Annotated in this window: 30 protein-coding genes; 23 read left to right on the top strand and 7 right to left on the bottom strand. The window is 66.5% G+C overall.

Annotated features, from left to right (window positions below; translation table 11 throughout):
• Positions 1 to 9 precede the first annotated feature (9 nt).
• A complete protein-coding gene (locus ACQY5K_RS17755; RefSeq protein ID WP_428118105.1) occupies positions 10 to 1,806 on the bottom strand; it encodes a PEP-utilizing enzyme in 1,797 nt (598 codons plus the stop codon).
• 401 nt (positions 1,807 to 2,207) lie between these two features.
• Between ACQY5K_RS17755 and ACQY5K_RS17750 the strand changes: the two genes are divergently transcribed.
• Both ACQY5K_RS17750 and nucS read left to right on the top strand, forming a co-directional pair.
• The gene (locus ACQY5K_RS17750) at positions 2,208 to 3,215 is read left to right on the top strand and encodes an MBL fold metallo-hydrolase (protein ID WP_428118103.1); all 1,008 of its coding nucleotides are present in this window, start codon (positions 2,208 to 2,210) and stop codon (positions 3,213 to 3,215) included.
• A 4-nt stretch (positions 3,216 to 3,219) separates the two neighbouring features.
• A complete protein-coding gene (gene nucS / locus ACQY5K_RS17745) occupies positions 3,220 to 3,879 on the top strand; it encodes an endonuclease NucS (protein WP_428118100.1) in 660 nt (219 codons plus the stop codon).
• A gap of 62 nt (positions 3,880 to 3,941) precedes the next feature.
• Here the strand turns inward: nucS and ACQY5K_RS17740 are convergent, their stop codons facing one another.
• Complete coding sequence (locus ACQY5K_RS17740) at positions 3,942 to 4,823, bottom strand: MaoC/PaaZ C-terminal domain-containing protein (RefSeq protein WP_428118097.1); 882 nt, start codon at positions 4,821 to 4,823, stop codon at positions 3,942 to 3,944.
• A 78-nt stretch (positions 4,824 to 4,901) separates the two neighbouring features.
• On the bottom strand, positions 4,902 to 5,819 hold the full coding sequence (locus ACQY5K_RS17735; protein ID WP_428118094.1) for an SDR family oxidoreductase: 918 nt from the start codon (positions 5,817 to 5,819) through the stop codon (positions 4,902 to 4,904).
• A gap of 212 nt (positions 5,820 to 6,031) precedes the next feature.
• Between ACQY5K_RS17735 and ACQY5K_RS17730 the strand changes: the two genes are divergently transcribed.
• The 10 genes from ACQY5K_RS17730 (at position 6,032) to ACQY5K_RS17685 (ending at position 15,657) form a co-directional block, all read left to right on the top strand.
• Positions 6,032 to 8,128: a VanW family protein gene (locus ACQY5K_RS17730; RefSeq protein WP_428118092.1), complete on the top strand. Its 2,097-nt coding sequence runs from the start codon at positions 6,032 to 6,034 to the stop codon at positions 8,126 to 8,128.
• Positions 8,129 to 8,132: 4 nt separating this feature from the next.
• Positions 8,133 to 9,389, top strand: coding sequence for a geranylgeranyl reductase family protein (locus tag ACQY5K_RS17725; RefSeq protein WP_428118089.1), 1,257 nt, complete (start codon positions 8,133 to 8,135; stop codon positions 9,387 to 9,389).
• Positions 9,343 to 10,341 (top strand): type I pantothenate kinase, encoded by a 999-nt coding sequence (gene coaA, locus ACQY5K_RS17720; protein WP_428118087.1) that lies wholly within the window; start codon positions 9,343 to 9,345, stop codon positions 10,339 to 10,341. Before ACQY5K_RS17725 ends, coaA begins: the two co-directional genes overlap by 47 nt.
• Positions 10,342 to 10,408: 67 nt before the next feature.
• Positions 10,409 to 10,906, top strand: a complete 498-nt coding sequence (locus tag ACQY5K_RS17715; protein WP_428118084.1) for an HIT family protein — start codon at positions 10,409 to 10,411, stop codon at positions 10,904 to 10,906.
• Between the two features lie 11 nt (positions 10,907 to 10,917).
• Positions 10,918 to 11,715: an enoyl-CoA hydratase/isomerase family protein gene (locus tag ACQY5K_RS17710; RefSeq protein ID WP_419920711.1), complete on the top strand. Its 798-nt coding sequence runs from the start codon at positions 10,918 to 10,920 to the stop codon at positions 11,713 to 11,715.
• Positions 11,716 to 11,740: 25 nt separating this feature from the next.
• On the top strand, positions 11,741 to 13,000 hold the full coding sequence (locus ACQY5K_RS17705) for a CaiB/BaiF CoA transferase family protein (protein ID WP_428118081.1): 1,260 nt from the start codon (positions 11,741 to 11,743) through the stop codon (positions 12,998 to 13,000).
• Positions 13,001 to 13,059: 59 nt separating this feature from the next.
• Positions 13,060 to 14,061: a type I methionyl aminopeptidase gene (map, locus tag ACQY5K_RS17700; protein ID WP_428118079.1), complete on the top strand. Its 1,002-nt coding sequence runs from the start codon at positions 13,060 to 13,062 to the stop codon at positions 14,059 to 14,061.
• Positions 14,062 to 14,159: 98 nt separating this feature from the next.
• Positions 14,160 to 14,534 carry a LysM peptidoglycan-binding domain-containing protein gene (locus ACQY5K_RS17695; RefSeq protein WP_428118076.1) on the top strand — a complete coding sequence of 125 codons (375 nt, stop codon included), beginning with the start codon at positions 14,160 to 14,162 and terminating at the stop codon, positions 14,532 to 14,534.
• A 15-nt stretch (positions 14,535 to 14,549) separates the two neighbouring features.
• On the top strand, positions 14,550 to 15,029 hold the full coding sequence (locus ACQY5K_RS17690) for a LysM peptidoglycan-binding domain-containing protein (RefSeq protein ID WP_419920715.1): 480 nt from the start codon (positions 14,550 to 14,552) through the stop codon (positions 15,027 to 15,029).
• A gap of 16 nt (positions 15,030 to 15,045) precedes the next feature.
• The gene (locus ACQY5K_RS17685) at positions 15,046 to 15,657 is read left to right on the top strand and encodes a phosphatase PAP2 family protein (RefSeq protein ID WP_428118073.1); all 612 of its coding nucleotides are present in this window, start codon (positions 15,046 to 15,048) and stop codon (positions 15,655 to 15,657) included.
• Between the two features lie 66 nt (positions 15,658 to 15,723).
• Here the strand turns inward: ACQY5K_RS17685 and ACQY5K_RS17680 are convergent, their stop codons facing one another.
• On the bottom strand, positions 15,724 to 15,951 hold the full coding sequence (locus ACQY5K_RS17680) for a hypothetical protein (RefSeq protein WP_419920717.1): 228 nt from the start codon (positions 15,949 to 15,951) through the stop codon (positions 15,724 to 15,726).
• 205 nt (positions 15,952 to 16,156) lie between these two features.
• Between ACQY5K_RS17680 and ACQY5K_RS17675 the strand changes: the two genes are divergently transcribed.
• Entirely contained in the window at positions 16,157 to 17,161 is a 1,005-nt protein-coding gene (locus tag ACQY5K_RS17675) for an LLM class F420-dependent oxidoreductase (RefSeq protein WP_428118070.1), read from the top strand.
• A 39-nt stretch (positions 17,162 to 17,200) separates the two neighbouring features.
• Here ACQY5K_RS17675 and msrA read toward each other — a convergent pair whose 3' ends face one another.
• Positions 17,201 to 17,785 (bottom strand): peptide-methionine (S)-S-oxide reductase MsrA, encoded by a 585-nt coding sequence (msrA, locus tag ACQY5K_RS17670; RefSeq protein ID WP_428122746.1) that lies wholly within the window; start codon positions 17,783 to 17,785, stop codon positions 17,201 to 17,203.
• A gap of 244 nt (positions 17,786 to 18,029) precedes the next feature.
• On the opposite strand from msrA, the gene ACQY5K_RS17665 reads away from it, so the two are divergent.
• From ACQY5K_RS17665 to ACQY5K_RS17625, 9 genes are all read left to right on the top strand, one after another.
• Positions 18,030 to 18,521 carry an FAS1-like dehydratase domain-containing protein gene (locus tag ACQY5K_RS17665; RefSeq protein WP_428118068.1) on the top strand — a complete coding sequence of 164 codons (492 nt, stop codon included), beginning with the start codon at positions 18,030 to 18,032 and terminating at the stop codon, positions 18,519 to 18,521.
• 48 nt (positions 18,522 to 18,569) lie between these two features.
• Positions 18,570 to 19,019, top strand: a complete 450-nt coding sequence (locus tag ACQY5K_RS17660; RefSeq protein ID WP_419920720.1) for a MaoC/PaaZ C-terminal domain-containing protein — start codon at positions 18,570 to 18,572, stop codon at positions 19,017 to 19,019.
• Between the two features lie 47 nt (positions 19,020 to 19,066).
• Positions 19,067 to 19,978 carry an LLM class F420-dependent oxidoreductase gene (locus ACQY5K_RS17655; protein ID WP_428118065.1) on the top strand — a complete coding sequence of 304 codons (912 nt, stop codon included), beginning with the start codon at positions 19,067 to 19,069 and terminating at the stop codon, positions 19,976 to 19,978.
• 81 nt (positions 19,979 to 20,059) lie between these two features.
• The gene (locus ACQY5K_RS17650) at positions 20,060 to 20,848 is read left to right on the top strand and encodes a maleylpyruvate isomerase family mycothiol-dependent enzyme (protein WP_428118062.1); all 789 of its coding nucleotides are present in this window, start codon (positions 20,060 to 20,062) and stop codon (positions 20,846 to 20,848) included.
• 83 nt (positions 20,849 to 20,931) lie between these two features.
• Positions 20,932 to 21,354: a DUF3237 domain-containing protein gene (locus ACQY5K_RS17645; protein ID WP_419920723.1), complete on the top strand. Its 423-nt coding sequence runs from the start codon at positions 20,932 to 20,934 to the stop codon at positions 21,352 to 21,354.
• 65 nt (positions 21,355 to 21,419) lie between these two features.
• Positions 21,420 to 21,713: a hypothetical protein gene (locus ACQY5K_RS17640; RefSeq protein ID WP_428118060.1), complete on the top strand. Its 294-nt coding sequence runs from the start codon at positions 21,420 to 21,422 to the stop codon at positions 21,711 to 21,713.
• A 6-nt stretch (positions 21,714 to 21,719) separates the two neighbouring features.
• Entirely contained in the window at positions 21,720 to 21,953 is a 234-nt protein-coding gene (locus ACQY5K_RS17635; RefSeq protein ID WP_428118057.1) for a PIN domain-containing protein, read from the top strand.
• A gap of 18 nt (positions 21,954 to 21,971) precedes the next feature.
• Positions 21,972 to 22,145 carry a hypothetical protein gene (locus ACQY5K_RS17630; protein WP_428118055.1) on the top strand — a complete coding sequence of 58 codons (174 nt, stop codon included), beginning with the start codon at positions 21,972 to 21,974 and terminating at the stop codon, positions 22,143 to 22,145.
• On the top strand, positions 22,099 to 22,263 hold the full coding sequence (locus ACQY5K_RS17625) for a hypothetical protein (protein WP_419920726.1): 165 nt from the start codon (positions 22,099 to 22,101) through the stop codon (positions 22,261 to 22,263). The genes ACQY5K_RS17630 and ACQY5K_RS17625 overlap by 47 nt, the downstream gene beginning before the upstream one ends.
• 32 nt (positions 22,264 to 22,295) lie before the next feature.
• On the opposite strand, the gene ACQY5K_RS17620 is transcribed toward ACQY5K_RS17625, so the two are convergent.
• Positions 22,296 to 23,861, bottom strand: a complete 1,566-nt coding sequence (locus ACQY5K_RS17620) for an MFS transporter (RefSeq protein ID WP_428118052.1) — start codon at positions 23,859 to 23,861, stop codon at positions 22,296 to 22,298.
• Entirely contained in the window at positions 23,854 to 25,104 is a 1,251-nt protein-coding gene (locus ACQY5K_RS17615) for a mandelate racemase/muconate lactonizing enzyme family protein (RefSeq protein ID WP_428118049.1), read from the bottom strand. Before ACQY5K_RS17615 ends, ACQY5K_RS17620 begins: the two co-directional genes overlap by 8 nt.
• Before the next feature lie 163 nt (positions 25,105 to 25,267).
• On the opposite strand from ACQY5K_RS17615, the gene ACQY5K_RS17610 reads away from it, so the two are divergent.
• On the top strand, positions 25,268 to 26,191 hold the full coding sequence (locus ACQY5K_RS17610; protein ID WP_428118047.1) for a TauD/TfdA dioxygenase family protein: 924 nt from the start codon (positions 25,268 to 25,270) through the stop codon (positions 26,189 to 26,191).
• Positions 26,192 to 26,202 lie beyond the last annotated feature (11 nt).

The raw sequence follows: 26,202 nt of genomic DNA, 5'->3' as shown, positions 1-26,202 counted from the left end.
CACCTCGCGTCACACCTCGAGCACAGTGATCGTGCCGGTGTCGCCGTTCACCTCGATGAGCGCCCCGTCGGGAATCCGACCCGTTGCCCCTGTGGCAGAGACCACGCAGGGAAGGCCCAGCTCACGGCTCACGATGATCGAGTGACTGAGCGCCGCGCCGACGTCGACGACGACGGCTGACGCACCGACGAACAGCGGCGTCCACGACGGATCGGTGAGGGGCGCAACCAGCACGTCGCCAGGTTCGAGCGCGGTGGGGTCGGTGCTGTCGAGGACGATCCGGGCGCGACCGCGTGCAATGCCAGGGCAGCCCGGCAATCCGCCGAGCGTGTCGCCGGCGCTGAGCGCCGCCAGCTCGATCTCATCGCGACGTGGCCATTCGTGCATCGGCGGGGCTTCGCCGACGATGACGAATGGCTCCTGACGCGAGACTGCATCGTCGTACACCGCCTGCCGCTCGGCGATGACCTCGGACCATCCGGTCGGGTCGTCGATCAGCTCGTGCAATTCGCTGAACCGCAGCATCGAAGTGTCGGTCATCTGCGAGATGGCGCCGCGATCGATGAGGCGCCGGCCCAGCACTCGCGAAGCCACGCGTGTCTCATTGACGAAACGGACGCAGTTGGTCTTCGTGCGCTCACGGCCAGGCAGGTACACCGCGGCAGCGCCCTGTGCCAGCTCGAACTGCATCTGCGCCTCCGGGTTGCCAGCCAGCGCTTGCGACATCGCTGAGCTCAATGCCTCGCGCTGTGAGGTGAGTCCGGCGCGTCGCTGCTCGGGATCTGCGTCGGGCGGCGCGAGGCGCATGCGGTCGATGGCCGCGAGTGCGATGTCCGGATCCGTTTCCCACGTCGGGCAGCTGATCTCCCACTCATTGGGTCCACGCGAGCCGAAGTCGTACACAAACTGCTCGAAGGCCTCACTGAACGCTGCCGCGTCGCTTCCCGACGCATCGGCGGCTGCACCCAATCGCGCCGACAGGCCGACGGGGCCGTCATTGAACAGCGCTGTCAACTCGCTCGATGCCGCAACCTGGCGGCCGAGTCGCCACATCGCATCCGACGGCGCAGCGGACGCGACATCCCCGTAGCCGGCCACCAGCTTGAGCGTGTCTTCGGGCCGACCTACCGCAGTGCAGACCTGCTCGAGCACTCCCAAGGGGACTGCCGCCAAGAATGACACCCGCAAATGGGTTGCGAACAGCTCGCGAAAACCCGTGCCTCCGGTGAATCCGCGTTCGAGGTGCTCCATGATCCATTCCGCGATCTCATGGTCGCCCATCTGTTCGAAGTCGGCCCGGCTCGCGCGCATCTGCGCAAGCTGCTGCTCGTCGTCGAAGACGTCAGGCAGCGCCGGCGCGGTGAACAGGTAGAGGAACGTCTCGGCGATGCGCTGGGATGCCTCGGAATTCTCGTCGTCGGGATGCGACTCGTAGGGCGGTATGCCCGGCTGCTCGCCGAAGAAATTGCGGTCGACGGTTTCTACATCGATCTCGGGTGCGCGAACCCCGAAGATGCGCCCAACTGCGGCGTTCAGGTACGTGTACCCGCCGAACACGCCCAAGAACACGCACTCATCAGGGTCAAACTCGTCGTGGGTGAACGCTCCGATGGCCACATAGGCGTCCCGGAACGCCAACTCCGACATGCGAATGCCATCGTCGTTCTGAAACGCAAAATCGAACGTGCTCATCTTCACGGGGTCAGGAAAGACCTCACCGACATTGGCGCGTGTCCACAACGGGAAGCGATCCGACGGCTTGGTGCTGACGAAGTAGCCGCTGTGCGCTGTCGATTGTCCCGGCATCTGCCCTCCCATGCGCGAACTCGAGTCTCGAGTAACGCGCGGAACAGCCTCGCGCGCCGCCGAGTCCCGGCCAACCACTCGCTTGCCCCACAGCACGGACACGACGCGGCCTGCACGGTGAAGCCGCGTGAGTCCTGCGGTCAATTGCTTCGCTCGCACGCCGCTTGGGCCCGCAGAACGGAGCGGGCCGGGCAGCCGCCTCCCCCTCGTGGTGGCTGCCCGGCCAAGCCGTGCTGAGATGCTACGCCCCCATGCCCTCGTTGGGACCGGCTCGTGTGCGAACCGGTCTTCGGTGGATCAAGATTCCCCGGCCCGAATCAGTCTCGCGCGCATACCCTTACCTATCCGCGCTGCGCCTCACCGCATTGCGATCAAGTCCGCGACTCGGAAGGAATCGCCCGATGTCGGTGACCATCCAGCACTACCGGGACCTCGGAGAGTTCGATTACGGCGCGTCCATCGAAGTGACGCCGCTCATCCGGCGCGTGATCTGTGCGAACCCGACACCGTTCACCTACCGAGGCACGGGTACCTACATCGTCGGTCACGGCGAAGTGGCCGTCATCGACGCTGGTCCGCCGCTGCCGAGTCACCTCGACGACCTGCTCTCGGCGATCGGTCCCGACGAAACGGTCGGCGCTGTCCTCGTAACGCACACCCACAGTGATCACTCGCCGCTGACGAAGGACCTGACGGCGGCCACGGGGGCACTGAGCTACGGCTTCGGGCCCCACGGCGCTGTCGGGCCCGACGACCCCGACGACAAGGTCAACTTCTCCGCGTACATCAGCGCGGCCGAACAGCAGAAGTACCGGGCGGAATACGACGCCCTGCCCGACGAGCTCAAGCGGGAAGGCGCCGACACCGACTTCGTCCCGGACGTGGCCCTCGTCGACGGTGACATCGTGTCAGGTGACGGCTGGACGCTGCGTGCAGTGCACACCCCGGGGCATTGCTCCAATCACCTCTGCTACGAGCTGGTCGAGGAAAAGTCGTTGTTCTCGGGCGACCACGTCATGGGGTGGGCCACCAGCGTCGTCGGGCCGCCCGACGGCTCGATGCAGGACTACATGGCCTCGCTGGGAAAGCTGCTCGAGTTCGACCACGAGACGTACTGGCCGACACATGGGCCGCCGATTCCGGAACCCGCGGCGTACGTGCGCTCGTTCATCGCACATCGCACCGAACGCGAGCGAAGGATCATCGAATACCTGCGTTCGGGCCCTTGCCAGATCGCGGACTTCGTGCCCGAGATGTACGAGGGATACGACAAGCGGTTGTGGTACCCGGCAGCCAATTCCGTCTACGCGCACATGCTGCATCTCGTCGAGAGCGGTCGCGCACGTGTGCTCGACGATCATGGCCAGCCCAAGCTCACTTCTGTCTACGAGCTGACTGAGGCCGCCTGACCCAGTGCGCCTTCTCATCGCGCGCTGCACGGTCGAGTACTCGGGCCGGCTCGACGCGCACCTGCCCGAAGCCATTCGGCTCATCATGGTCAAGGCCGACGGCTGCGTGGCGATCCACGCCGACGGGGGCGCCTTCAAGCCTCTCAACTGGATGAACGCTCCTAACCGGCTGGTGTGCGAGCCCGACCGCTGGCGCGTCACCAATGACAAGGGCGAGCGCTTGGAGATCGTCCTCGTTGAGGTCTACAGCGATACGACACATGAGCTCGGCTCGGATCCCGGGCTCGACAAGGACGGCGTTGAGGCCCATCTGCAGGAGCTCGTGGCTGCGCATCCCGAGGCGCTCGCTGACGGCACGGTCCTGGTGCGACGCGAGTACCCCACCGACATCGGTCCGGTCGACCTGCTGTGCCGGGATGCGCACGGCGCCACGGTGGCGGTCGAGATCAAGCGCCGCGGCGAGATTGACGGCGTGGAGCAACTTTGCCGGTACCTCGAATACCTGAATCGGGATGCTCGCTTGACACCCGTGAACGGCGTCTTCGCCGCACAGGAGATCAAGCCCCAGGCCCGGGTGCTCGCGGCCGATCGCGGCATCCGCTGCGTCGTGCTCGACTACGACGAGCTGCGCAGCATCACGAGCGACGCCCTGAAGCTGTTCTGAGCTGTCGTCGCGGAGGCCCTGGCGGCCCCTGGCCTACCGAGGCCCCCAGAGGTGTCAGACCGCTAGTTGTAGATGCACAGGCCGTTGTCGATGACGACGCGCTCTTCGTCGGTGCCCCGCTGCGCGATCGTGCGGTAGATGGCCCGCCCGTCACCGTCGTCCCACACGCGGATCGTGAGCTCGTCGCCCGGGAAGACCGGCGAGGAGAACCGCGAGTCCATCGAGTGGAACCGCGCCGGATCACCCTCGCAGAGAGTGTGCAGCAACGCGCGGCCGGTGAAGCCGTAGGTGCACAGCCCGTGCAGGATCGGCTTGGGGAAGCCAGCGAGCTCTGTGGCGAACCACGGATCGCTGTGCAGCGGGTTGTAGTCACCGCTCAGGCGGTAGGTGAGCGCCTGATCCGAACGGGTCTGATACACGACCTCGTAGTCGGGATCGGTGTCGGGTGCAGTGACCATGACACCGGTGCTTCCCGCTCCGCCGCCGAAGCCGCCCGAACCGCGGATGACCACCGAGCTGCGCAACTCAAAAAGCACGTCGCCGCTGTCGGTGTCGACCGCGGCGGCCTCGGTGTCGATGATCGCATTGCGGCCTTCGCCCTTGTCCCACATCCCGGCAATGCGGTCGGTGATCTCGACGCTGCCCTCGGTGGGGATCGGCCGGTGCACGGTGATGCCCTGGCTGCCGTGCAGCAGCTTGCCCCAGTCGAGATCGCCGGCATGGGCCATGGCACCACCGGCCCCGAAGCCGATCACGACGCCCTGCGTCGGGAAGGCCCGGTGCTCAATCTCCTTCGAATTGTGGGTGGTGAACTCGAGCTCCGAGGCGAAGGGATCCTCCGCTCCCGCGCCGATGCCCACCGCGTACAGCAGTGAGTCGCGGAATGTCCACGACCGAGTGGTCGGTTTGCCGGTCGCTCCGACCGCATCCGGATTGATTCCCATGTTCGATCTCCTCCTGCGCTGGGATCTTGGTGTGATCTCGGTTGATCTTTGGTGATGATTCTTGTTGGCCGAGTCGGCTCAGTCAGCCACGCCGCCGTCGGACGGACGGCCGTCCATGCCGCTGTTGAGCTGTGCATCTCGCACCAGTTGGCGCGCCGCCTCGCCGATGCGGGTCGGGTCGTCGACGGCGTCGATGCTCGGTCCCCGATGCCAGCCGTTGGCCACAGCGAGCATGTGCCCGGAGGCTTCGAAGACTCGACCTGACACGCCGGCCGCCTCTTCGGAGCAGAGCCACGTCACGATGGGTGCGACGAACCTCGGGTGCATCATCGCCTGCTGCTCTTCGGTTGCCTCGCCCATGCCCAGATCCTCGGTCATGCGAGTCAGCGCGCCGGGTGCCACCGCATTGACACGGATGCCGTACCGCCCCAGCTCACGCGCCGCAATGATCGTGAAGGCGGCGATGCCCATCTTGGCAGCCCCGTAGTTGGTCTGACCCGGGTTCCCGTAGATGCCCGAAACCGAGGTCGTGTTGACGATGGAGGCGTTGACCTGTTCGCCTTGCTTGACCTTCTCGCGCCAGTAGGCACTGGCCCAGCGAGCCGGCGCGAAGGTTCCCTTGAGGTGGACCTTGATGACCGCATCCCACTCTGCCTCGGTCATGTTCACCAGCATCCGATCGCGCAGGATTCCGGCGTTGTTCACGACACCGTGGAGATCGCCGAACGTTTCGATGGCCTGGTTGACGAGCCGCTGCGCTCCTTCCCAGTCCGAGACGTCGTCGCCGTTGGCAATCGCCTCCCCGCCCATCGCCGCGATCTCGGCCACTACCTCGTCGGCAGGGCCAGCGTCAGAACCCGTTCCATCGCGAGCTCCGCCGAGGTCGTTGCAGACCACCTTTGCCCCATGCTCGGCCAGCATCAGGCAATGCTCACGCCCGATCCCCCGGGCACCTCCCGTGACGATGACAACTCGACCTTCGCACAGCTTGCTCATGGCGTCCTAGATCCCTTCCCGTCAATCGGCTGCGGCCGCCCCGATGGCGCCGTAGCTGCGGCACTTCGGTGCGGTGCCGACGGCCCCGGAGTATCGCACGACAGCTGGCGGCCGTGCACTAGCGGCGCCGAAATCGCTCCGTGGCCCCGATGGCGCAACAGGTATCTGTCCTGCCACGCCGATGCGCCGGCCGACACGTACGCTCAACCCCCGTGCAATGGCCGACTTGGGCCCCCCGCTGGTCGCTCATCACTGCCGCGGCGATTCTCGTTGCGTCAGTTCTTGCGACCGTCGTGCTCGCAGTCATGAACTCTTCCGACGAGCCGGTGCCTGCCGCGCCGGCATCGAGCGAAGCACCGGCTCGCATCGACGGTGCCGCACCGACGCAGACCACTCAGCCGCCGAACAATCAGTCGGCCGCATCGAATTCGGCGGTCAGCCGGAATGCATTGCATCTTCGGATCGCCACGCTTGGGTCCGATCTGGCCGCGACGCAGGTCATCCTGCGCACCGAAATCGGCGAAGCCACCCTGACCGTCGCCGACCTCGGGATCGCTCTCGAAACCACTGCCACCTTCGCGGCAGTCCAGGAGCGGCGCGCCACCGACACATCACCGGAGTCATGGGAACCTCTGTCGGCCGATCCGCAATTCACCGAGCGCCGTTACAGCGTCGACCGATCAGCGGCGCGCGCGGTGCTCGCGAGCGCGAGCGAGCTCGGCGTGACAGTCACTCCCCCATCCGTCGTTGTGGTCAACGACACCTTGGCGGTCGACTTGGGGGGGCCGGGACGAGCCCTCGACGCGGATGCCGTCGTCGACGAGGTGCTCGAGGGCATCTCCCGTTCGCTGGCGCGCATCGAGATCACCGCACGCCTCAGCCAAACCGAACCGCTCAGTTACACCGACGAACTGCAAGTTGCCGTCAACGAGGCGCAAGCGAGGTACGGCCACACGCTGACCGCCTTCTACGCCGACCAGAGCCACACCTTGACCCTCGACACGATCGCCGGATGGCTGGCACTGGACGCGCACGCGACACCTCCTGCAATCACATTCGACGACCGTGCAGTCGGCCCCTACTTCGAAGATCTCTTCGCTCCGGCGTCGTCACCGTTCGTCACAGCAGCCATGGAGGTCGTCAACGGAGTCCCGACAGTTGTCGCAAGCAACGGCGGCCGGGCGTGCTGCAGCGATGACGTCGCAACGGTGGTGACCGAAGCACTGCGGCAACGCCTCGCCGAGCCGGTGGCTGCGCCGTCGCGTCCCGCGGTGAGCCGCGAGGAGCAGGCATACCTGGAGTCGCTCGGCATGGTCGAGCTTGTGGCCACGTTCACGACACGCCATGCGTGCTGTCAAGGCCGAGTGTCGAACATCCACCTCTTCGCCGACCTCGTACGCGGTGTCGTCGTTGAGCCCGGCGAGAGCCTCTCGCTCAATCGTCATGTGGGCAAGCGCACCGAGGAGAAGGGCTTCGTGGAAGGCGGCTTCATCGACAAGGGCGTGCTGGTCGACGACATCGGCGGCGGCGTCTCCCAGTTCGCCACCACCATCTTCAACTCGCTGATCCGCGCCGGGATGACCATCGACGAGTACCAGACACACTCGCTCTACCTCAGCCGTTACCCGTTCGGGCTGGACCCGACGATCTCGTATCCCAAGCCCGATTTGCGGTTCACGAACCCGACCCCGCATGGCGTGCTCATCTGGCCGACCTACACCAATACATCCATCACGGTCGAGATCTACTCCACGCGAAATGTCGAGGTCACCATCGGCGAGCCAGTCGAGACGATGCCGGACTTCTGCCGACGGGTCCGCACGCAGCTCACACGCGTGTTCTCCGACGGCTCCATAGACATCGACACCTTCACCGCCCGCTACCGACCAGAGCAAGGGCGCAATTGCGACGGTTCGCGCTCGGTGCCGCGCCAGTGCGTCGACCCGCTGCTGGCGGGGACAGAACCGTCGCAGGAGGCCGAAGAATCCGAACTTGTCGAGCACGACAGCGAGCGTGCGGACGGCTCCATCGTCGAGTGCCCGGCTCCGGAGTGCGCCGAGCAGCCCGACGAGCGAGATTCTGAACTGGAGCGATATCCCGATGACCCGTGCATCGGAGTGGACCTGACCGAGCTGGCTGACGAGACTTCCCCCGAAGGCGAGAACGGCGATGAGGCGGGCGAGAACGGCGATGAGGCGGGCGGGGGCGAGCCGTCTGATGGCACCGGCCCCGAAGATGCCGCTGACGGCGAAGAGCAAGAACCCGGCGATGCGGGCATCGAAGAGACCGCCGAGCCGGAGGCTTCCTGAAGCCATGACAACCGTGGACGTCCTGGTGGTGGGCGCAGGTCCCGCTGGCACGTCCGCTGCCATCTGGGCACGCCGGGCAGGCCTCGATGTGACACTCGTGGACCGGGCTGTCGCCGGTCGCGACAAGTGCTGCGGCGACGGCCTCACAGCGCTCGCGTTGCGCGAGCTGGAGAGCCTGAGCCTCGCACCACAGGCCCTGGATTCCTGGATGACGGTCGACGCTGCCGCCGTGAGAACGCCCCGCGGTCGACTCGTTCGGCTGCCGTTGCCCGTAGGCGCCGGCCAGTTCGCGGCCGCGTGCCGGCGCAGCGAACTCGATGCAGCGCTCATGGAGTTGGCTGCGGCGGCCGGAGCCGATCTGCGACTGGGCGTCGCGTTCGCCGGCTTTGACGAAGCCGAGCGGCGGCCGAATGCAAAGGTCGCCGTGCTCAGCGATGGCACCCGCGTGGCGGCCCGGTTCGTCATCGCTGCGGACGGGGTCTACTCCGGGGTCCGCAAGGTGCTCGGCATCAGCCCGCCGCGCTACCGAGGCGACTGGCACGCCTTCCGCGGCTACCGCACCGCGCCCCGAACAGCGGCGCGCACGTTGTGGGTGTGGTTCGAGCCCGATCTGCTGCCTGGCTACGCCTGGTCATTCCCGCTTGGCGACGGACGCGTCAACTTTGGCTTCGGCGTACCGCGCGCTGGCGGGGGCACGCTGGCCGGCAGCGAGATCGCCGGCATATGGAAGGGCCTCGCCGAACGGCCGCACATCCGCGAGGTCCTCGGTGCGGGCGTCGCGGAGGGGCCGGCGCGCGCGTGGCCGATTCCCGCGCGTCTCGGGGAGATCGAATTCGCGCGCGGGCGCGCGCTGCTTGTCGGCGACGCAGCAGCAGCAGCCGATCCGCTGACCGGCGAAGGCATTGGCCAGGCACTTCAGATGGGGCGCATGGCGGCACACGCGATTGCACGAGGCGGACCGCCACACAGCGTCGCCGCCCGTTACACACGCGGTGCGCAATCGGAGTTCATCGCAGATCACGGGCTCGCGCGAGCGCTCAGCCGCGTGCTCGGGCACGAACGGCTTGCCGAAATCGCTCTGGGTGCGGTCAACGTGTCAGTGTGGACACGCCGCCAGTTCGCGCGCTGGATGTTCGAGGACTATCCCCGAGCGGCCGTGGCGACCCCTCGCAGATGGCATCGCGGCATGGCCCAACCACGAGGCGCGTACGCCGATGCGACGCCCGCAGTTGCGCCTGCGGCCGCGACCTCGCCAAGCTAGGCGAGTGAAAGAGCCAGAATCGGATGGGCCGACGATTGATGAGCAGCAAAGTCGATTCACCCGCGAGCAGTGGGCCAAGCTGCGAGACGCCACGCCGCTGTCGCTCACCGAAGCCGATCTCGAAGAGCTTGCCGGGCTCGTCGAGCCCATCACGCTCGACATGGTTCGCGACATCTACCTGCCGCTGTCACGCCTGCTCAACCTGCGCGTGGCAGGGCGCCGTCGGCTGCGCGATGCCACCGAGAGCTTCTTCGGAAGGGTGCTGCCGCCGCGGCCGTTCCTGATCGGCATCGGCGGCAGCGTCTCGGCCGGAAAGAGCACGACGGCGCGCATCCTCCAAGCTGTGCTCGCTGCGTGGCCCGAGCATCCGGCAGTGGATCTCGTGACCACCGACGGCTTCCTGATGCCAAACGCGGAGCTGACGACGCGGGGCCTGCTGGGACGCAAAGGCTTTCCAGAGTCGTACCGCCGCGCCGACCTGCGTGAATTCCTCCAACGAGTCTGCAGCGGCGAAGCGGACGTCAACGCACCCGTGTACTCGCACAGCCTGTACGACGTCACCGACGAGGTCCGGACCATCCGCCAGCCGGACATCCTCATCGTCGAGGGACTGAACGTGCTTCAGACCGGCCCGCCAGCCAACACGCCCTTTGTCTCGGACTTCTTCGACTTCACGATTTATGTGGATGCCGCAGCCGAGGACCTCGAACGGTGGTATGTCGAGCGCTTCCAGCAGCTTCGCAAGACCGTGTTCCGCGAGCAGAGCGCCTATTTCACCCAGTTCGCCTCGCTGCCCGAGAGTGCCGCAGACGCGGTGGCACGCACCATCTGGCGTTCGATCAACTTGGTGAACCTGCAAGAGAACATCCTCCCGACTCGCGTTCGGGCCGACCTGGTGCTGGCCAAGGGCCACGATCACGTGATCGACCACGTCGAGCTGCGGTACCAGTAACCGGCAACCACTCGGATTACTGCTGCACGTGCCCGCGTCGGATCTGCCTCGCAACTACCCGGCACACGTGGGCCCGGCGCACCCGGACGCCGTTCGCCCCGACCCACTTCGCCCAGAACCAGTGCCCGGGTGCACGTTCTGCTCGATCGCGGCCGGGAACACCCCGGCACTTCGCTTCTACGAAGATGAGCACGCGGTCGCGTTCATGGACCGCCTGCCGATGACCGTCGGGCATTGCCTGGTGATCCCCCGCCACCATGTCACAGACGTCTGGGACCTCACCGACGACGATGCTGCGCAGATGATGCAAGCGGTGCGCCGCGTCGCGGGGCTGGTGCGCGAGCGGCTGGAGCCAGCGGGGCTGAACCTGCTCAACAACAACGGCGCCGCCGCCGACCAGACGCAGTTCCACTTCCACGTGCATGTCATTCCCCGCTATGGACGGGATCGGCTGCTGCATCCGTGGGAGCGCCTCTTCGCACCAGCCGGCGAAATCGAAGCGGCCTACCGGCTGCTCAGTGCACCGGGACCACACGCCCGGGCGACTGCCGCGCCGGGCAGCTAGCTTCGGGCGCCATGAGTGACCGCTATGCCCCGTTTTCCGCGCTCTCCATCAGCGGCCCCGACGATGACGGAGTGCTGGAAATCGTCATCGACACACCAGGTCGACTGAACTCCGTCGACGCCCCCAAACACCTGGCGTTGGCCGACGTCTGGAAAGCGGTCGACACCGACCCTGACACCCGTGTGGCCGTCATTCGCGGCGCGAACGGCACGTTCTCCGCAGGCGGGGACCTCGACATGATCCAGACGATCATGGACGACTTCGAGGTACGCCAGAACGCGCTCCGAGAGGCGCGCGACATCGTCTACAACATGATCAACTGCTCGAAGATCATCGTGTCGGCAATCGAGGGCGTGGCGGTCGGCGCCGGCCTCGCGGCCGCGCTCATGGCAGACATCTCGATCGCCGGACGCAGCGCCCGAATCCTCGACGGGCACACCAAGCTCGGTGTGGCGGCCGGCGACCACGCCGCGATCGTGTGGCCAATCCTGTGCGGGATGGCCAAGTCGAAGTACTACCTGCTGACGTGCGACGCCATGAACGGCGAGGAAGCTGACCAGATGGGCCTCGTGAGCAAAGCCGTCGACGATGACGCTGTCGTCACCGAGGCCTTCGACGTTGCGCGGAGGCTGGCTCGGGGAAGCCAGAGCGCCATCCGCTGGACCAAGTACAGCCTCAACAACTGGATGCGCATGGCCGGACCGATCTTCGACACATCCGCTGCGCTCGAGATGCTGGGATTCACCGGTGCCGACGTGCGCGAGGGGCACGCCGCCATCGTTGAGAAGCGGCGCCCCAACTTCGCCTGAGCACACGACCCAAAGAGCCGACAACATGCCGAAGCTGGATCAACCCGACAGCGAGCACCTGACCGCGCACGAGCGCGTCAGCCCGATGGCGACTGGGCCGACGGGACCGCTGGCCGGCGTGCGCATCATCGACTGCACCCACGCACTCGCGGGACCTTGGTCGACCATGATGCTGGCCGATCTGGGCGCTGACGTCATCAAGGTCGAGCCGCCACGCGGTGAACTGGCACGGCGCATGGCGCCGTTCACCCGCGAGGACACCGAGCGCAACTACGGCGCAGGCTTCGCCAACTACAACCGCAACAAGCGCGGAGTCAAGCTCGACCTCACCAATGACGACGACCGTGAGCGATTCATGCAGCTCATCGAAACCGCGGACGCACTCGTCGAGAACATGCGAGCCGGGGTGATGGACGCTCTCGGCGTCGGGTGGGAGGTTCTGCACGAGCGAAACCCGCGACTGGTGTATGGCGCCATCCGGGGCTTCGGGGACCCCCGATCAGGCGCGAGCCCCTATGTCGACTGGCCTGCCTACGACGTCGTCGCGCAGGCCATGTCCGGCGTGGTGTCAGCGAACGGCGGCAGCCCCGACGACCGGCATGTCATCGGGCCGTACATCGGCGACGTGTACCCCGGCACGATCGGCGCGATGGGCGTGCTCGCGGCCCTTTTTCACGCCCAGCGCACCGGCGAAGGTCAGTTCGTGGACGTGGCGATGGTGGATGCCGTCATGGCGCTGTCGGAGGTGGGCGTGACCCGCTACAGCGTGCTCGGTCAACCCGACACTCCCCCGAACGGCAATCGCAATCCCTACATCGTGCCGTTCGACATCTACGACACTGTCGACGGCGCGATCGCCATCGGCGCGCCCACCGACAACCACTGGCGCGAACTCGCGGTCGCCATCGGGCGCCCCGAATGGGCGCACGCTCCCGAGACGGCGACTCTGCGGGCGCGGTTTCACCATCGTGAACAGATCGAAGAGGCGCTGTCGTCGTGGTCCGCCGAGCGCACCAACGCGGAGATTCTCGAAGCAATCGGCGGCAAGGTTCCCTGCGGACCGGTGAACCATCCCGCCGATCTTTTCGAAGATCCCCATGTGGCGGCACGCGACATGCTGGTCGCGGTCGAGCAGCCGGTGGGACGGCCGATCGTGCAGATCGCTCCGCCGATTCGCATGAGCGCGACGCCGCCGGGCATCTACCGCCGGGCGCCCAAGCTCGGCGAGCACAACGACGAAGTGCTGAGCGAGCTCGGCGAGCAGCTTGAGGATCGCGACGGCTGACCGCACCCGCTCTGTGGGGCTGAGCGGATGGCCGCAGGCACACGGGTAGCTTCGGGGCGATGGGCAAGCGCAAGCGACGCGTGCCGGCTGCGCGATCACGGTCGGCGGGCTTCGAGCCGGTTGCCGCAGGCCACGTCTCGCCTCGCCGCACGGTTCCCGTCGGCATCGGTCTGCCGCCGTATGCACTGAGCGGGCGATCGTCGCCGGCACCCGACGCCGTCGAACCGTCGGACCTCCGCACCATCGATGCGATGCGGCTCGCCGGCTCGGCAGCGCGACGAGTGCTCGCTGCGGTGGCGGCGGAAATCGCGCCTGGCGTCACCAGCGACTATCTCGACGAGGTCTGCCACGAGACGTGTCTCGCCGAGGGCGGCTACCCGAGCCCCCTCAACTACAACGGCTTTCCCAAGTCGCTGTGCACCTCGGTGAACGAGGTCATTTGCCACGGCATCCCTGATGACCGCCCGCTGCGCGACGGCGACATCGTGAATTGTGACGTGACGATCTTCGTCGGAGGCGTCCACGGAGATCACTCCGAGACCTTTGCGGTGGGCGACGTCGACGACGAGTCCCGCCGTCTCGTGTCAGTGACCCGAGAGGCCATGTATCACGGCATCGCTGCGGTACGGCCGGGGGCCAGAGTGTGTGACATCGGCCGTGCCATCGAGACCCACGCCACCGCAGCGGGCTTCGGAGTCGTGCGCGAATTCGTGGGTCATGGCATCGGGCAGATCTTCCATCGCCTTCCGAACATTCCCCACTACTTCGATCCCGGTGCCCGCACTGAGCTCGTCGAAGGCATGACCTTCACCGTGGAACCGATGATCACGCTGGGGACGCCTCGGGCACGGCTGTGGCGCGATGGCTGGACCGCGACCACTGTGGACCGCAAGCGCACCGCGCAATTCGAACACACCTTGGTTGTGACTGCTGACGGGGTTGAGATCATGACCGTCACCGACGACGAGCCACAGCCATTCCGGATGCCGGATCACGCGGCACGCCTGGATCCGTCGAACTGGCCCGCCCAGCTGCCCACCGCTGCTCTGTCAACTGCCTGATTGCTCCCGAATCGCCGCGCACTCGTCGGGGGGATGGCATTCCACACGGTCACAGGGCGCTCATGCTGCTTCCACGGGGCGAACTAAATTCCGCTGCGATGACTCCGGTCGCTTTGCCGAAGCGTGATGCTTGGCGCGTGCTGTGGGCTCCCGCTCTCGCGGCCGCCGCACTCGCGGCGGGCGTGGGACTCGCCGGCTGTGGCTCGGACCCTGCCGCGGAGCCGATTCCGACCACACTGCCGGTGCTGACCACACTTCGCCCGCAGCTCACCACGACGACGATCGCACCGCCGCCGCCGCAGCGCCGCATTTACGTCGTGCAGCCCGGGGACACGCTCGGAAAGATCGCATTGGGCTTCGGCGTGACCGTGCAGGCGCTGATGGAGGAGAACGGCAAGGAAGACACGCTCCTGCGAATCGGCGAGCAGCTCGTCATCCCGCCGACCGTGGTCGGCGGCGATTCCTCCCAATGATGTCAGCGAGGTGACATGGCCGAGGCGTCGCCGCATGGGCGGCATGGACCCAGTGACCTCGATGCAGCCCGCCGCCGAGGCGCAGGGCTGAGCGCCATGGCGATCGTCCTCGCCGCCGCCGGACTGTCCGGCGGGTGCCAATTCGACTTGGGCAGGTCCGATACCCCACCGGCGGCATCGACCACGCCCCGGTTGGCGACAGAGGCGACGACCACGACCGAGGACCCGATAGCGCTCACGCCGTACACGGTGGTGCGGGGCGACACGCTGATTCGCATCGCCGATCGCCACGGCATTCACCTGAACGACTTGGTGCGGGTCAACAACATCGCCGACCCGACCAAGATTTTCGTCGGCCAGACCATCCTGATCCCGCCGCCGCCGGACCCCTCCGCCGGTCCGGCCCTCACGATCGCGCCGGCCACCGATCCACAGCTGCCCCCGCTGTTGCCGACGACCACCTCGGAGCCGGGCAACGGCCCGGGATCAGGATGACGTCAACAATGACGACGTGGAGGCAGTCCCGATGACGGTGCCGCTTGACGACGACAACGTCGCCGCTGATCCCCAGAGCGCGCCCGGGGACACGCTCGGTGCCGCTTCGGGACCGAGCGCGCGATTCGACGCGACGGTGGATCGCTGGTGGGATGCGCTGCGCGGGCAAGCGATCGTGGACCGGATCATGTACGGCGCTTCAAGCGTCGGCGAGTTCAGCCAGCTGTGGCACGTGCTGGGCGCCGCGCGGGCGCTGTCCCCGCGTCGTCAAGTCTCGGACGCATTCCGGTTCAGTGCGCTGATGGCGCTCGAATCGCTCGTCGTGAACCAGGGCGTCAAGCGCCTGTTCGCGCGGCGCCGCCCGGGTACCGCGGCAGAGAATCCGACCCGGCACCCGCTGCGGCAGCCGATCACCTCGAGCTTTCCCTCGGGCCATGCGTCTGCAGCATTTTGCGCGGCGGCGGTGCTGTCACGCGGCTCGCGGCTCGGGCCGTTCTACCGAGTCCTGGCCACGATCGTGGCGGTCTCACGCATTCACGTGCGGCTGCACCACGCGAGCGATGTGATCGCAGGCGCGTTGGTCGGCGAGATCTTCGGTCGCATCGCCAGCCGCCTGATGCGGCGCTGATCGCGTCTGTATCTGATGCGGCGCTGATCGCGTCTGTATCTGATGCGGCGCTGATCGCGCCCGGGATCAGGCTCGCGCTACGGCGCCGTCGCTCTTGGTGCTGGCTACCGCGAGGCCCACCGCATCATCGCTGCGGCGCAACAGCGTGCGGACGTCGAGCAGCACATCGGTGATCTCACCCGACGACACCAGCTCACGATGCAAGAAGCCGCCCAGCGCACTGTCGATGACCTGAAGTGCGTCGGCGATGATCTGGGGCTCGGCGGTGCGAATCGGTTCCGCGGTCTCGGTCATATTCGCTTCCTCCCGTTGCCCAACGCAGACAGAGCCTGCGCGGCTGGCTGTGTCGCTCACCCTATCCCGCGCACGTCGCTCGGCACCGTCAGTTCACCGAACCTTCACACAACGCTGAACGCAGTGTCGAATCGGGGGCGACTCGCAGCCAACCTCACTGAGAGCGCTGTGACTCGATGGGCCACCACGGGTACGGTGCGCCGCCATGAGCACGACTGCACCACGAGGGCGACCGCCCCTGGGGGTGACGTTCGGCAGCCTGGGAGTGCTGGGTCCGGCTGCCATCGTCGACATCGCCCAGTGCGCGCAAGCCCAGGGCTACTCATCAATCTGGACGGTCGAAGCCACCGGAACCGACGCTTTCTCCATGCTCGGCGCCGTCGCGCACGCCGCCCCGGGTCTCGACCTGGCCACCGGCATCATTCCGGTGCAGCTGCGCGCCCCGACGCTCGTGGCCATGACGGCCGTAACGCTGCAATCGCTCAGCGACGATCGCGACGTGCTCGTCGGCCTGGGTGTATCGGCACCCGGCATCCTCCGCCAGCACGGTGAGTCGCCGACGGATCGGCCCATCGCGATGATGCGTGAGTACGTAGCGCTGCTGCGCGAGTGCCTGCGCGGGGAGCCAGTCACATTCGAGGGGGATTTCTGGCAGGTTCGGCGATTCCGGTTAGGAATGCGACTTGGCGAACGCCGCCCGAAGATCGTCCTGGCTGCGCTGAACCCGCAGATGCTGCGGCTGGCGGGAGAGGTGGCGGACGGCGTGCTACTCAACTACCTGCCGGCCTCGCACATTCCCGCCGTCGTCTCGGAGGTACGCGCCGGCGGCGATGCACAGATCATCTGCTATGTGCACGCTGCCGCAGGCGACCTGGAACGCTCGGCGCGTTCGGCCCAGCGCGACTTGCTCAACTACGCGATGGCCGACGGCTACGCCAACGCCTTTCGTGCGGCTGGCTTCGGCGACGAAGTGGACGAGGCACGCGCTCGCCAGTCCGAGCGGGATCGCGAGGGCGCGCTGGCGGCGATCTCGAACGAGATGATCCAGGCGATCGACTTCATCGGTTCGCCGGCAGAGATCGGTGAGTTCGCCAGGACCTATGTCGATGCCGGCGTCGAGCACCCGGTTCTGATGCCGCTTCCATGGGGTGAGGACAGGCGCGCTGTGGCCGACGAGACGATGGAGGCGTTCGCCAACGCGTTCGATTGACGGTCTTTCGGGCGATCGGCCGCTCAATCGCTCGGCCGCTCAGTCGGCGGTTGCAACCCCAACCGGGCAGGTCTGACCAGTGCTGCCCAAGCCGCAGTAGCCCCACGGGACCTTCTGCAGGTACTGCTGGTGATAGTCCTCGGCGTAGTACAAGGGCCCGGCCAAGCAGATCTCGGTAGTGATGCGGCCCAGTCCGGCACGGTCGAGCACCGCCTGGAACATGTCCCGCGACGAGGTGGCCAGTGCCAGCTCGTCTTCGTCCGCCACGTAGATGCCCGATCGGTACTGCGTGCCGATGTCATTGCCCTGCCGCATGCCCTGTGTGGGGTCATGGCCTTCCCAGAACGCCTTCAGCATGGCCTCATAGCTGGTGATGGCCGGGTCAAACACGGCGAGCACGGCTTCGGTGTGGCCGGTGCGGCCCGAGCACACCTCTTCGTAGCTGGGATTCGGGGTGGCGCCTCCGGCGTAGCCCACGGCTGTGGTGTAGACGCCGGGCAGCTGCCAGAAGATGCGCTCGGCGCCCCAGAAGCAGCCCATGCCGACCACGAGGTGCCCGAACCCCTCGGGAAATGGCGGCGCCATCGGCGTTCCGAGCACGGCGTGCGCCGGGGCCACGGGCATCGTCTGGCTGCGCCCTCGCAGCGCCCCCTCGGCGTCCGGTATCTCCAGCTTCCTCGACCACAACGCCACGCTGGCTCCTCCTGCTGCGCCTCGGCGCCTCACGGTAAGCCGTGTTCGTCGGTTCTTCGACCGTGAAGCCCTGCAAACCGAACGCTACTTGGGATGCTGCCGAGCCCATGCGCAGCGGCCCGAGCCGGCTGGGCAGCGGGGCGATACGACATGCGGGCGACCTAGTGTCAGCAAGATGAGCGAATCGCTGATTCCGGCCGAGTCGCTGGCTCGCGTAGGAGAAGTGCTGTCGGGGCCGGTCACCGTGGTCATCGACCGGCGGGAGGCGCAGCGTTACGCCTTCGCCGTTGGTGATGAGAATCCGATCTACTTCGACGAGGTGGCAGCCCAGGCTGGCGGGTACCGGACGCTGGTGGCGCCACCCACTTACGTCATCCATGCGGTGGTGCAGCCCAAAACCGCGACGGACCTGCGCACAGATGGCCTGTACCCCGATGGCACCCGCGTGCGGCTGCTCGTCGACCGGGTGATGTTCGGCGGTGAGGAATGGGACTTCGCGGAGCCGGTCTGCATCGGCGACGAGATCACCGCCACGACTCGACTTGCCGCGCTTGACCAGAAGCAAGGCCGCAAGGGGCCCTTCGTCCTGCATGTGCGCGAGACCACCTTTGTCAACCAGCTCGGCGACGAAGTCGCCCGTTCCCGCATGATCGGCATCGCCAGATGACCCGACCAACACGGATCGCCGGATGATCCAACACGAAAGGACCCGACGATGAGCGCACTCGACAGCGACCGCGCATCAGCACCCCGTCTCGCCGACCTCAGCGTCGGAGACGAACTTGCGACCATGCACAAGTTCCCCGACGAGGCGCAGCTGTTTCTCTACAGCGCGGCGAGCCACAACCCGCATCGCATCCACTACGACCGCGAATATGCCCGCTTCGAAGGGCATGAGGACATCATTGTGCATGGTCCGCTGCAAGGGGCGTGGCTCACGCAGTACGTGACGGACTGGGCCGGGCCACGAGCGCGCCTGCTCGGCGTCACCTGGCAGAACCGCGCCAGCGGGCTCGCAGGCGAGGAACTGGTGTATTCGGGCACGGTCACGTCCGTGGATTCGGAGTCGGGCGTCGTCGAATTGGAGATCGCCGAGCACACCTCGGACGGAAGACTGCTCATGCCGGCGACAGCTAGGGTCCGCCTGCCCACTGCATCCGATTGAGCACAGGCCCGATTGAGCACAGGGCCCTGGCCGGAGGAGCTCCACGCATGAAGATCGCCGTCGACTTCCCGTCCATCGCCTTCCGCGAAGGACCCCAGCGGGTGCTCGACCTGGCGAAGGCCATCGAGGACTTGGGCTACGACGAGATCGCCGCATTCGACCATGTCGTGATGGGCCATCCGGGCGAAGGCCGTTACACGATCTATCCGGCCCACATGCCGATTCTCGAAGCGCTCATGCTGCTCGCGAACGTGGCGGCCGTTACCGAGCGCGTGTTGCTGTCAACCGAAGTGCTGGTGCTGCCGCAACGCCAGCCTGTGCTCGTGGCCAAGCAGATCTCAACGTTGGACACGTTGTCGGGTGGGCGGGTGCGCCTCGGCATCGGTGTGGGCTGGCAGGACTCCGAGTACGACGCACTCGAGGAGGACTTCGGAACCCGCGGCAAGCGCATGGACGAGGCGATCGACCTCATGCGGGCCTACTGGGCAGGCGGTCGCATCGAGTTTTCCGGCGAGCACTACAACAGCCATGACATGGGCATGGAGCCCGTGTCGCCGCAGGGAGCCGGGATCCCCCTGTGGATCGGCGGTGACAGCCCCGCTGCACTGCGCCGCACCGCCCAGAAGGGTGACGGGTGGATGGCGTCGGGCGTCAGCGACGAGCGAGCGCTGGAGTGCATGGCCGAGATCCGCCGCCGAGCCGAGGAGGATTTCGGCCGCGACCCCGCATCCGTCGGCATGCAGCTGATGCTGGCCCCGCCACCACGCTCCGACGCCGACAAGGGCTTCTACGGTGACCTCGATGCAATCGGCGAGCGAGCCGCAATCGTTGCCGCGATGGGATTCGACTGGGCCTCGGTCAACGTCACGGCGATCTTCCAAGCCGGTGCCCGCTCGGTGGATGCCATGATCGAGCGGCTGGGCGAGATCCACGAGCGCATCCGAGCCGAGACCGGCTGAGCGGCCCGGCGACGCCCTCGACAGCAACTCTTGCGACGACAACCAGTCACAGCACTGACAACACACAACGGGACAGACCTCATGAGCCAGCCACAACTCATCATCGACAACCTCAAGGCGTGCTGGGCGAGCTGCAAAGAGTTCTACGGGTCGCTCGAAGGCGACCAGTGGCAGGTGCAGTCGCACTGCCCGGACTGGACGGTCCATGGTGTGCTGGCCCACCAGGTCTCGGTGGAACAGGCGCTGTCGAGCTGGCTGCCGGAGTCCGTCGAGACACCGCCTCCGTTCGGCGACATTGCTGCTTACGTCTCAGCGGCCATGGCCATGGGCGGACCGGAGCTGACGACGCTGGCAGCCGAGGTATGGGACGGGCGCGCCGCACAGCTCGAGGCGCTCGACGACGAGGTCTTCGACCGGGGGTCGATCACCCCGGTGGGCCCGGGCACCTACGGCCGCTTCATGTCGATCCGGGAATTCGACCACTGGATGCACGAGCGCGATTGCCGCACCCCGCTGGGGATGCCGACCGACAACGGCGGTCCCGCCGCCGAGATGGCACTGAACGAGGTGCATCTGTCGATTGGCTACATCGCCGGCAAGCGGGTCGGCCTCCCCGACGACGCCTCGATGCGGTTCGAGATCACCGGCGCCGTCGAGCGCGACATCTACGTGCAGGTAGAGGGCCGGGCCCGCGAGGTCGACCACGTCGACGATCCGACCGTCACCCTGCATTGCGACTCGATGGCGTTCATGGATCTCACCTGCGGTCGCATCGACCCTGAGGTGCCCATTTCTGCTGGTCTGGTGAGCTGGTCTGGCGATGAGCAGATTGGGGCGCATGCCGCCCGGAATCTGCGCTTCACGATGTAGCTCGGTAACTCGAGGCGGTTGCTGCCGCCGCATCATCCATTTCTCAACCGACAACCCCAATTCGACAAGCAAGGAGCACACCGATGCCAGAGACCTCACTGCCAGTACGGCACCTGTTCAGCATGGCGATCGATGCCGACCTGTCCAGCGCAACCCGCATCAAGGGCGGTCCCTTCGGCAGCCGCATGATCGCCTCGGTCGACAGCGGCACCGTCACCGGCGAACGCATCAATGGCACGATCCTCGGCCCGTCGGGAGACTGGCTGTACCGCTGGGCTGACGGAACCATGCATCTCGACGTGCGCATTTCCATCCGCACCGACGACGGCACCGACATCTTGATGGAGTACCAGGGCAAGATCGTCGAGGACGGCACACCCCGCTCCGCGCCGACGTTCCAGACGTCGATGGACGGCGACTACGCCTGGCTGAACAAGATTCAGGCGATCGGCATCGGGTCGTTTCCCGAGGGCGGGCTCGTCTACGAGGTGTACGAGCTGCTGTAGCCGCGGAAGTACACAATTCCGAATCTCATTCGTACCGCTTCGGGGCAATGGGTACGCTTCACCACATGGTGATGGCTGTGCACCTCCCTGACGATGTGGCCGCGGTTCTTGCCGAACGGGCGGATGAGCGGGGTGTCACTGTCGCCGCGCTCATCTGCGCACTCGTCGAGCGCTCAGACCGCCGGCGGGCTCTCGAGACCTATATCGGCGGCGCGGACGGTCCTGTCCGCGAGTCGTTCGATATACATCGCGCCCGCAAGGAGTTGGCCGACGATCTTCTGAAGGAGCATCAAGCGATCAGAGAGGACTTCGCTGGTCGTCGCGCTCGATCGACGGGGCGCTCAGCCGGCCTCGACTAGCCCGACATGTTGGTCGTCGATACGAGTGTGCTGTTCGAAGCGCGCAGCCAAGGCGAGCGACACTACGTCGCGTGCGCCCGCCTCCTGCGCTGTGAAGAGCGTCTCATGGTGCCAGCGCCGGTAGTTGCGGAGACATGTTGGATGCTCCGCAGCCGCCTGGGCACCAAGGATGAGGTTGACTTCCTCGATGCCGTGATCGACGGTGCGTTCGAGATCGTGGACCTACTGCCGGCGGACTAGCTGCGTACCGTTGAACTCGTGGAGAACTACGAGAATTTGAATCTCGGTTTTGTCGACGCTGCCATCGTGGCGGTCGCGGAACGGCTCGGCGTAACTCGAATCGCCACCCTCAATCATCGGGATTTCGCCAACGTGCGGCCCGCACATGCCGCTTACCTCACCCTGGTTCCCGACGCCGGCGCCCGTCTCTGAAGAGCCTCCCTTCACCTACCTCGACGGCGACTACGCCTGGCTGAATTCCATCCAGGCCGTCGGCATCGGCTCATTTCCCGAGGGCGGGCTCGTCTACGAGGTGTACGAGTTGCTGTAGCCACCGGTGCTGGAACCGGCGCGCGGCAGCGTTCAGGCCGCTGCCAGGCGCTTGCGGGGGTAGGCAAGTCCCATGAGCGGTATGCAGAGTGCTTGCAGGCCACCGAGCAGCAGCCACAGCCAGTTGTAGAGGTGCACCTCGTGAGTGCCGCCCAGCACCGCGATGGCCACAGCGACGCCGATGCCCCCGACGCTGTACCGCAGCGATTGATGTACGCCGTTCGCCGTCGCGATGGCGGCCGGCTTGATATCCGCGAGTGCTGCGGAGTTCAGGTGGCTGGCCAGCAAGCCCATGCCCAGGCCGAAGAACACGGTCGCCGGGAAGAACGAAAACCAGAAGCGCACGTTTTCGTCCAGGAAGAACAGCAGCCAGAGATGGCCGCAGGTGGCGATGAACGACGCCAGGGCCATCATCCCCCGAAATCCGTGCTTGTCGGCCCAGCGGCCGCCGAGCACCGCCATGACCGCCGAGATGATCGGCGCCGGGGTGAACGCCAGGCCAACGGCCCAAAGGCTGTAGTCCCAGACCCCCACCAGGTACTGCGGCCACAGGAACCAGCTCGTAAAGGCTCCGACCATCGCCAGAGACACTGCCAAGTTGGCGACGGCGAAGCTGCGGACTCGAAAGAGCCGCGGATCGAAGAGCGGCTCGTCGTGTCTGGCCGAGCGCCACAGGAACAGCGGCAGCAGCACAGCGGCGCAGATGAAGCACGCGAGCGTGTTGACCGATCCCCATCCCCAGTGGCGGCCCTGCAGGGTTGCCAGCACGATCAGGAACACCGAGACACTCCCCATCGCGACGCCCAGCAAGTCCAAGGGCCGGCTGCGATCGGGCTTGGCCGTCTCTTGGAGAAACCACAGCGAGCCCAAGAACGCGAGCGCGGCGATCGGCGCAATTGTGAGGTACACCCAGCGCCAGTTGGCGATCTCGAGGATGCCGGCGGCCATGCCAGGTGCCAAGCCCGACGCCGCCATGCCCGCCGAAGCCCAGACGCCGATGACGCTGGCTTGGCGCGCCGCAGGAAACTGCGGCAGCACGAGCGCAAGTGAGGAGGGCACGGTCAGCGCTCCGCACAGTCCCTGCACCACCCGGGCCAACAAGAGCAACTCGATGCCAGGTGCAAGCCCCGCCGCGATCGACGACACGAACAGGCCCAGCACGCCGATTCGGAACACCACCAGTCGGCCGTAGCGATCCGCGAGCCGGCCACCGACGATGATCGTGGAAGAAAACGCGAGCGCGTAGCCGCTCACGATCCAGCCCGTGACTGCCCCTGAAACACCGGGGAAGGCCCGCACGATGTCGGGGAACGCAACGTTCGTCACCGTGACGTTGACGGTGCCGAGCACGAACGCCAACGAGCCGGTTGCGAGCGCCAGGCGGGCTCGACGTAAGACGCGCTCGGCGCTCAGCGTCTCAGGTTGTGGGCTCGACGCCGGCGTGGGGCGCGCGGGCGCGATGCGCTCGACGCGCGGCCGGATGGCCTCTCCCGCGTGAGGTGAGCCCACACTCGACGTTCGGCGCGGCGCGCCGTCAGCAAACCGGAATCGGAAGACCTGTGGTGCGTTGCCGGTCGTTGGTGCCGCGTCCTCAGTCATCGCCCGCCGGGGGGCGGCGCTCGCGGAGGCTGCTGAGCCGTGGCGGGTGGGCCGCGAGCGCCTCTTCGATTGGTTCGGTGCCCCAGCCGGGCGCATCGCCGAGCACGAGGTGGCCGTCGACGTAGTTCGGCGCGACGGTCACGATCTCGTCGTCCCAGGCGATCCGGTCGATGTCGGTCTCCATGATGATGATGTTGGGAGTGGCCGCTGCCCAGTGGGCGTTCATCATGGTGGCGAGGTGCCCGTAGAAGTTGTGCGGGGCGACGCTGTGGCCCATGCCGTCGGCCATCGCGGCCATCTTGGAGGACTGCCAGAAGCCGTTCCAGATGCCGTCGATGATCGGCACGTCGAGCGATCCGGCAACCAGGTACGGGTACAGCTCGCGCACGCCGAACAGCGACTCTCCCCCGCTGATCGTGCAACCGGCTTTCGAGCGAATGTGCGCCATGGCATCGGGATGGTCGGAGTCGATCTCGATCCAGAAGAGCCCGAAGTCGGCCAGTTCGCGCACTATGCGGGCGTAGCCCTCGGTGCGGGCGTTCCAGTTCAGGTCAACCAGGATGTCCATGTCGTCGCCGGCGCCGTCCCGGAATGCCTGAAGGTTCGCTCGGATCTCGCCGATGAGCTGACGTGACACGTTCAGCTCGGGGGCGAACGGCGTGCCGAATCCCGGCAGCCAGCCCCGCAGCCCGTCGGGCGTGTGGCGGAAGATGTTGGTCTTGAGCGCCGTGAAGCCTCGTTCGGCTACTTCGGCTCCGAGCGCTCGAACTCCGTCGAGGTCGGTGATGCGCTTGCCGTAGATGTGAGGGAGGTTGATGCGCCAGGTCCCGCAATGCGACCAGTACACGCGGATGCGGTCGCGCACCTTGCCGCCGAGCAGTTCGTAGCAGGGCACGCCCAGGGTGCGGGCCTTGGCGTCGAGCAGCGCGTTTTCGATGGCACCGATGGCCTCGCCGATGATGCCGCTGGCCGCCTGGCGGGTACGGGCAAAGAGGTACTGGTAGATGGGCTCGTGATCAAAGACTGATCGGCCGATGACCAGCGGTGCCAGCGCTTCGATGGCAGTGGTGAGGCCGGGTGAGGAGAAGCCCTCGTCATATTCGGCCCAGCCGACCACGCCGTCAGCGGTGGTGATCTTCAAGAAGTAGTAGTTCCGCCACGCCGCGTCGCACGACAGCGTCTCGATGCGCTCGACAACCGTGCCCCGGTCGGCCGAGCCACTGCTCGACGCGAGATCATCCATGGACTGCTCCTTCGAGTATTGCTGGGCGTTGCCACCCTGGCTGAGTCTTGCCTGCCCGCTGCGCGCTCGCCAGATTGTCGACGCGCCGTCGACTGCGGTGACAGAGTCGCCACCCGCCGTCGCCACCCTGAAGCCACTTTGGGCCCGGTGGTACGATCCGGCCATGACGGCTGTCACGCTCAACATCGAACCCGTCGATGCCACGTTCGCAGCGTGGGTGCACGACATCGAGCTCCGCTCCATCGACGACGCCACCTTCTCAGCACTGCACGAAACGTGGTTGGAATACGCACTGCTGATCTTCTCGGGTCAGTTCCTGACCAATGACGAGCAGGACGCGTTTGCCCGACGATTCGGCAATCTGGAATTCAACGCGGCACCCATCTCGAACGTCGGCAAGGACGGCAAGGTCCACTACGAACCCGCCGACGAATTGGTCAAGTCGCTCAAGGGCAACTGGGGCTGGCATCACGACAGCACCTACATGCCGCTGCAGGCCAAGGGCGCTGTGTTCACTGCCGAGCTGGTGCCCAAAGGCGGCGCCGACACCGGCTGGGCCGACATGCGGGCGGCCTACGAGGTCCTGTCCGACGAAGACCGCGAGCTGGTGCACACACTGGAAACGCACCATTCGCTCTACTACAGCCAGGGCCGGGCGGGCTTGCTGCCGGAGATAAAGGACGACGGCACCTACGGCATGTACGGCTACCACGACTTGGACATCTCGGTCCGGCCGTTGGTGAAGTATCACCCCGACACCGGGCGACCCAATCTGCTGATCGGCCGGCACGCTCATGACATTGTCGGCATGGACCCGGACGAGTCTGTGGCCCTGCTGGACCGGCTCAACCGCGAGGCCTGCCAGCTGCCCCGCATCTACCAGCACGCGTGGACCGAGGGCGAGGCCGTGATCTGGGACAACCGTCGCCTCATGCATCAAGGCGTGCCGTTCGACATGTCCCAGCCGCGCAAGATGTGGCATTCCCGCATCGCCGGCGAAGTCGAGTCCGAGCTTGCGCTCAACCACACACCGGAGAGCGCCGGGTTCAAGCACGGCCGTGACGCCATTCTGAACTCGGTCAGTTAGCAGACAACGCG

It is taken from the genome of Candidatus Poriferisodalis sp. (genome assembly GCF_965262965.1).
Classification (GTDB): Bacteria; Actinomycetota; Acidimicrobiia; order Acidimicrobiales; family Poriferisodalaceae; genus Poriferisodalis.
Note: the sequence above shows the minus strand (reverse complement) of the source record. Positions and strands in the feature narration are given on the sequence as shown.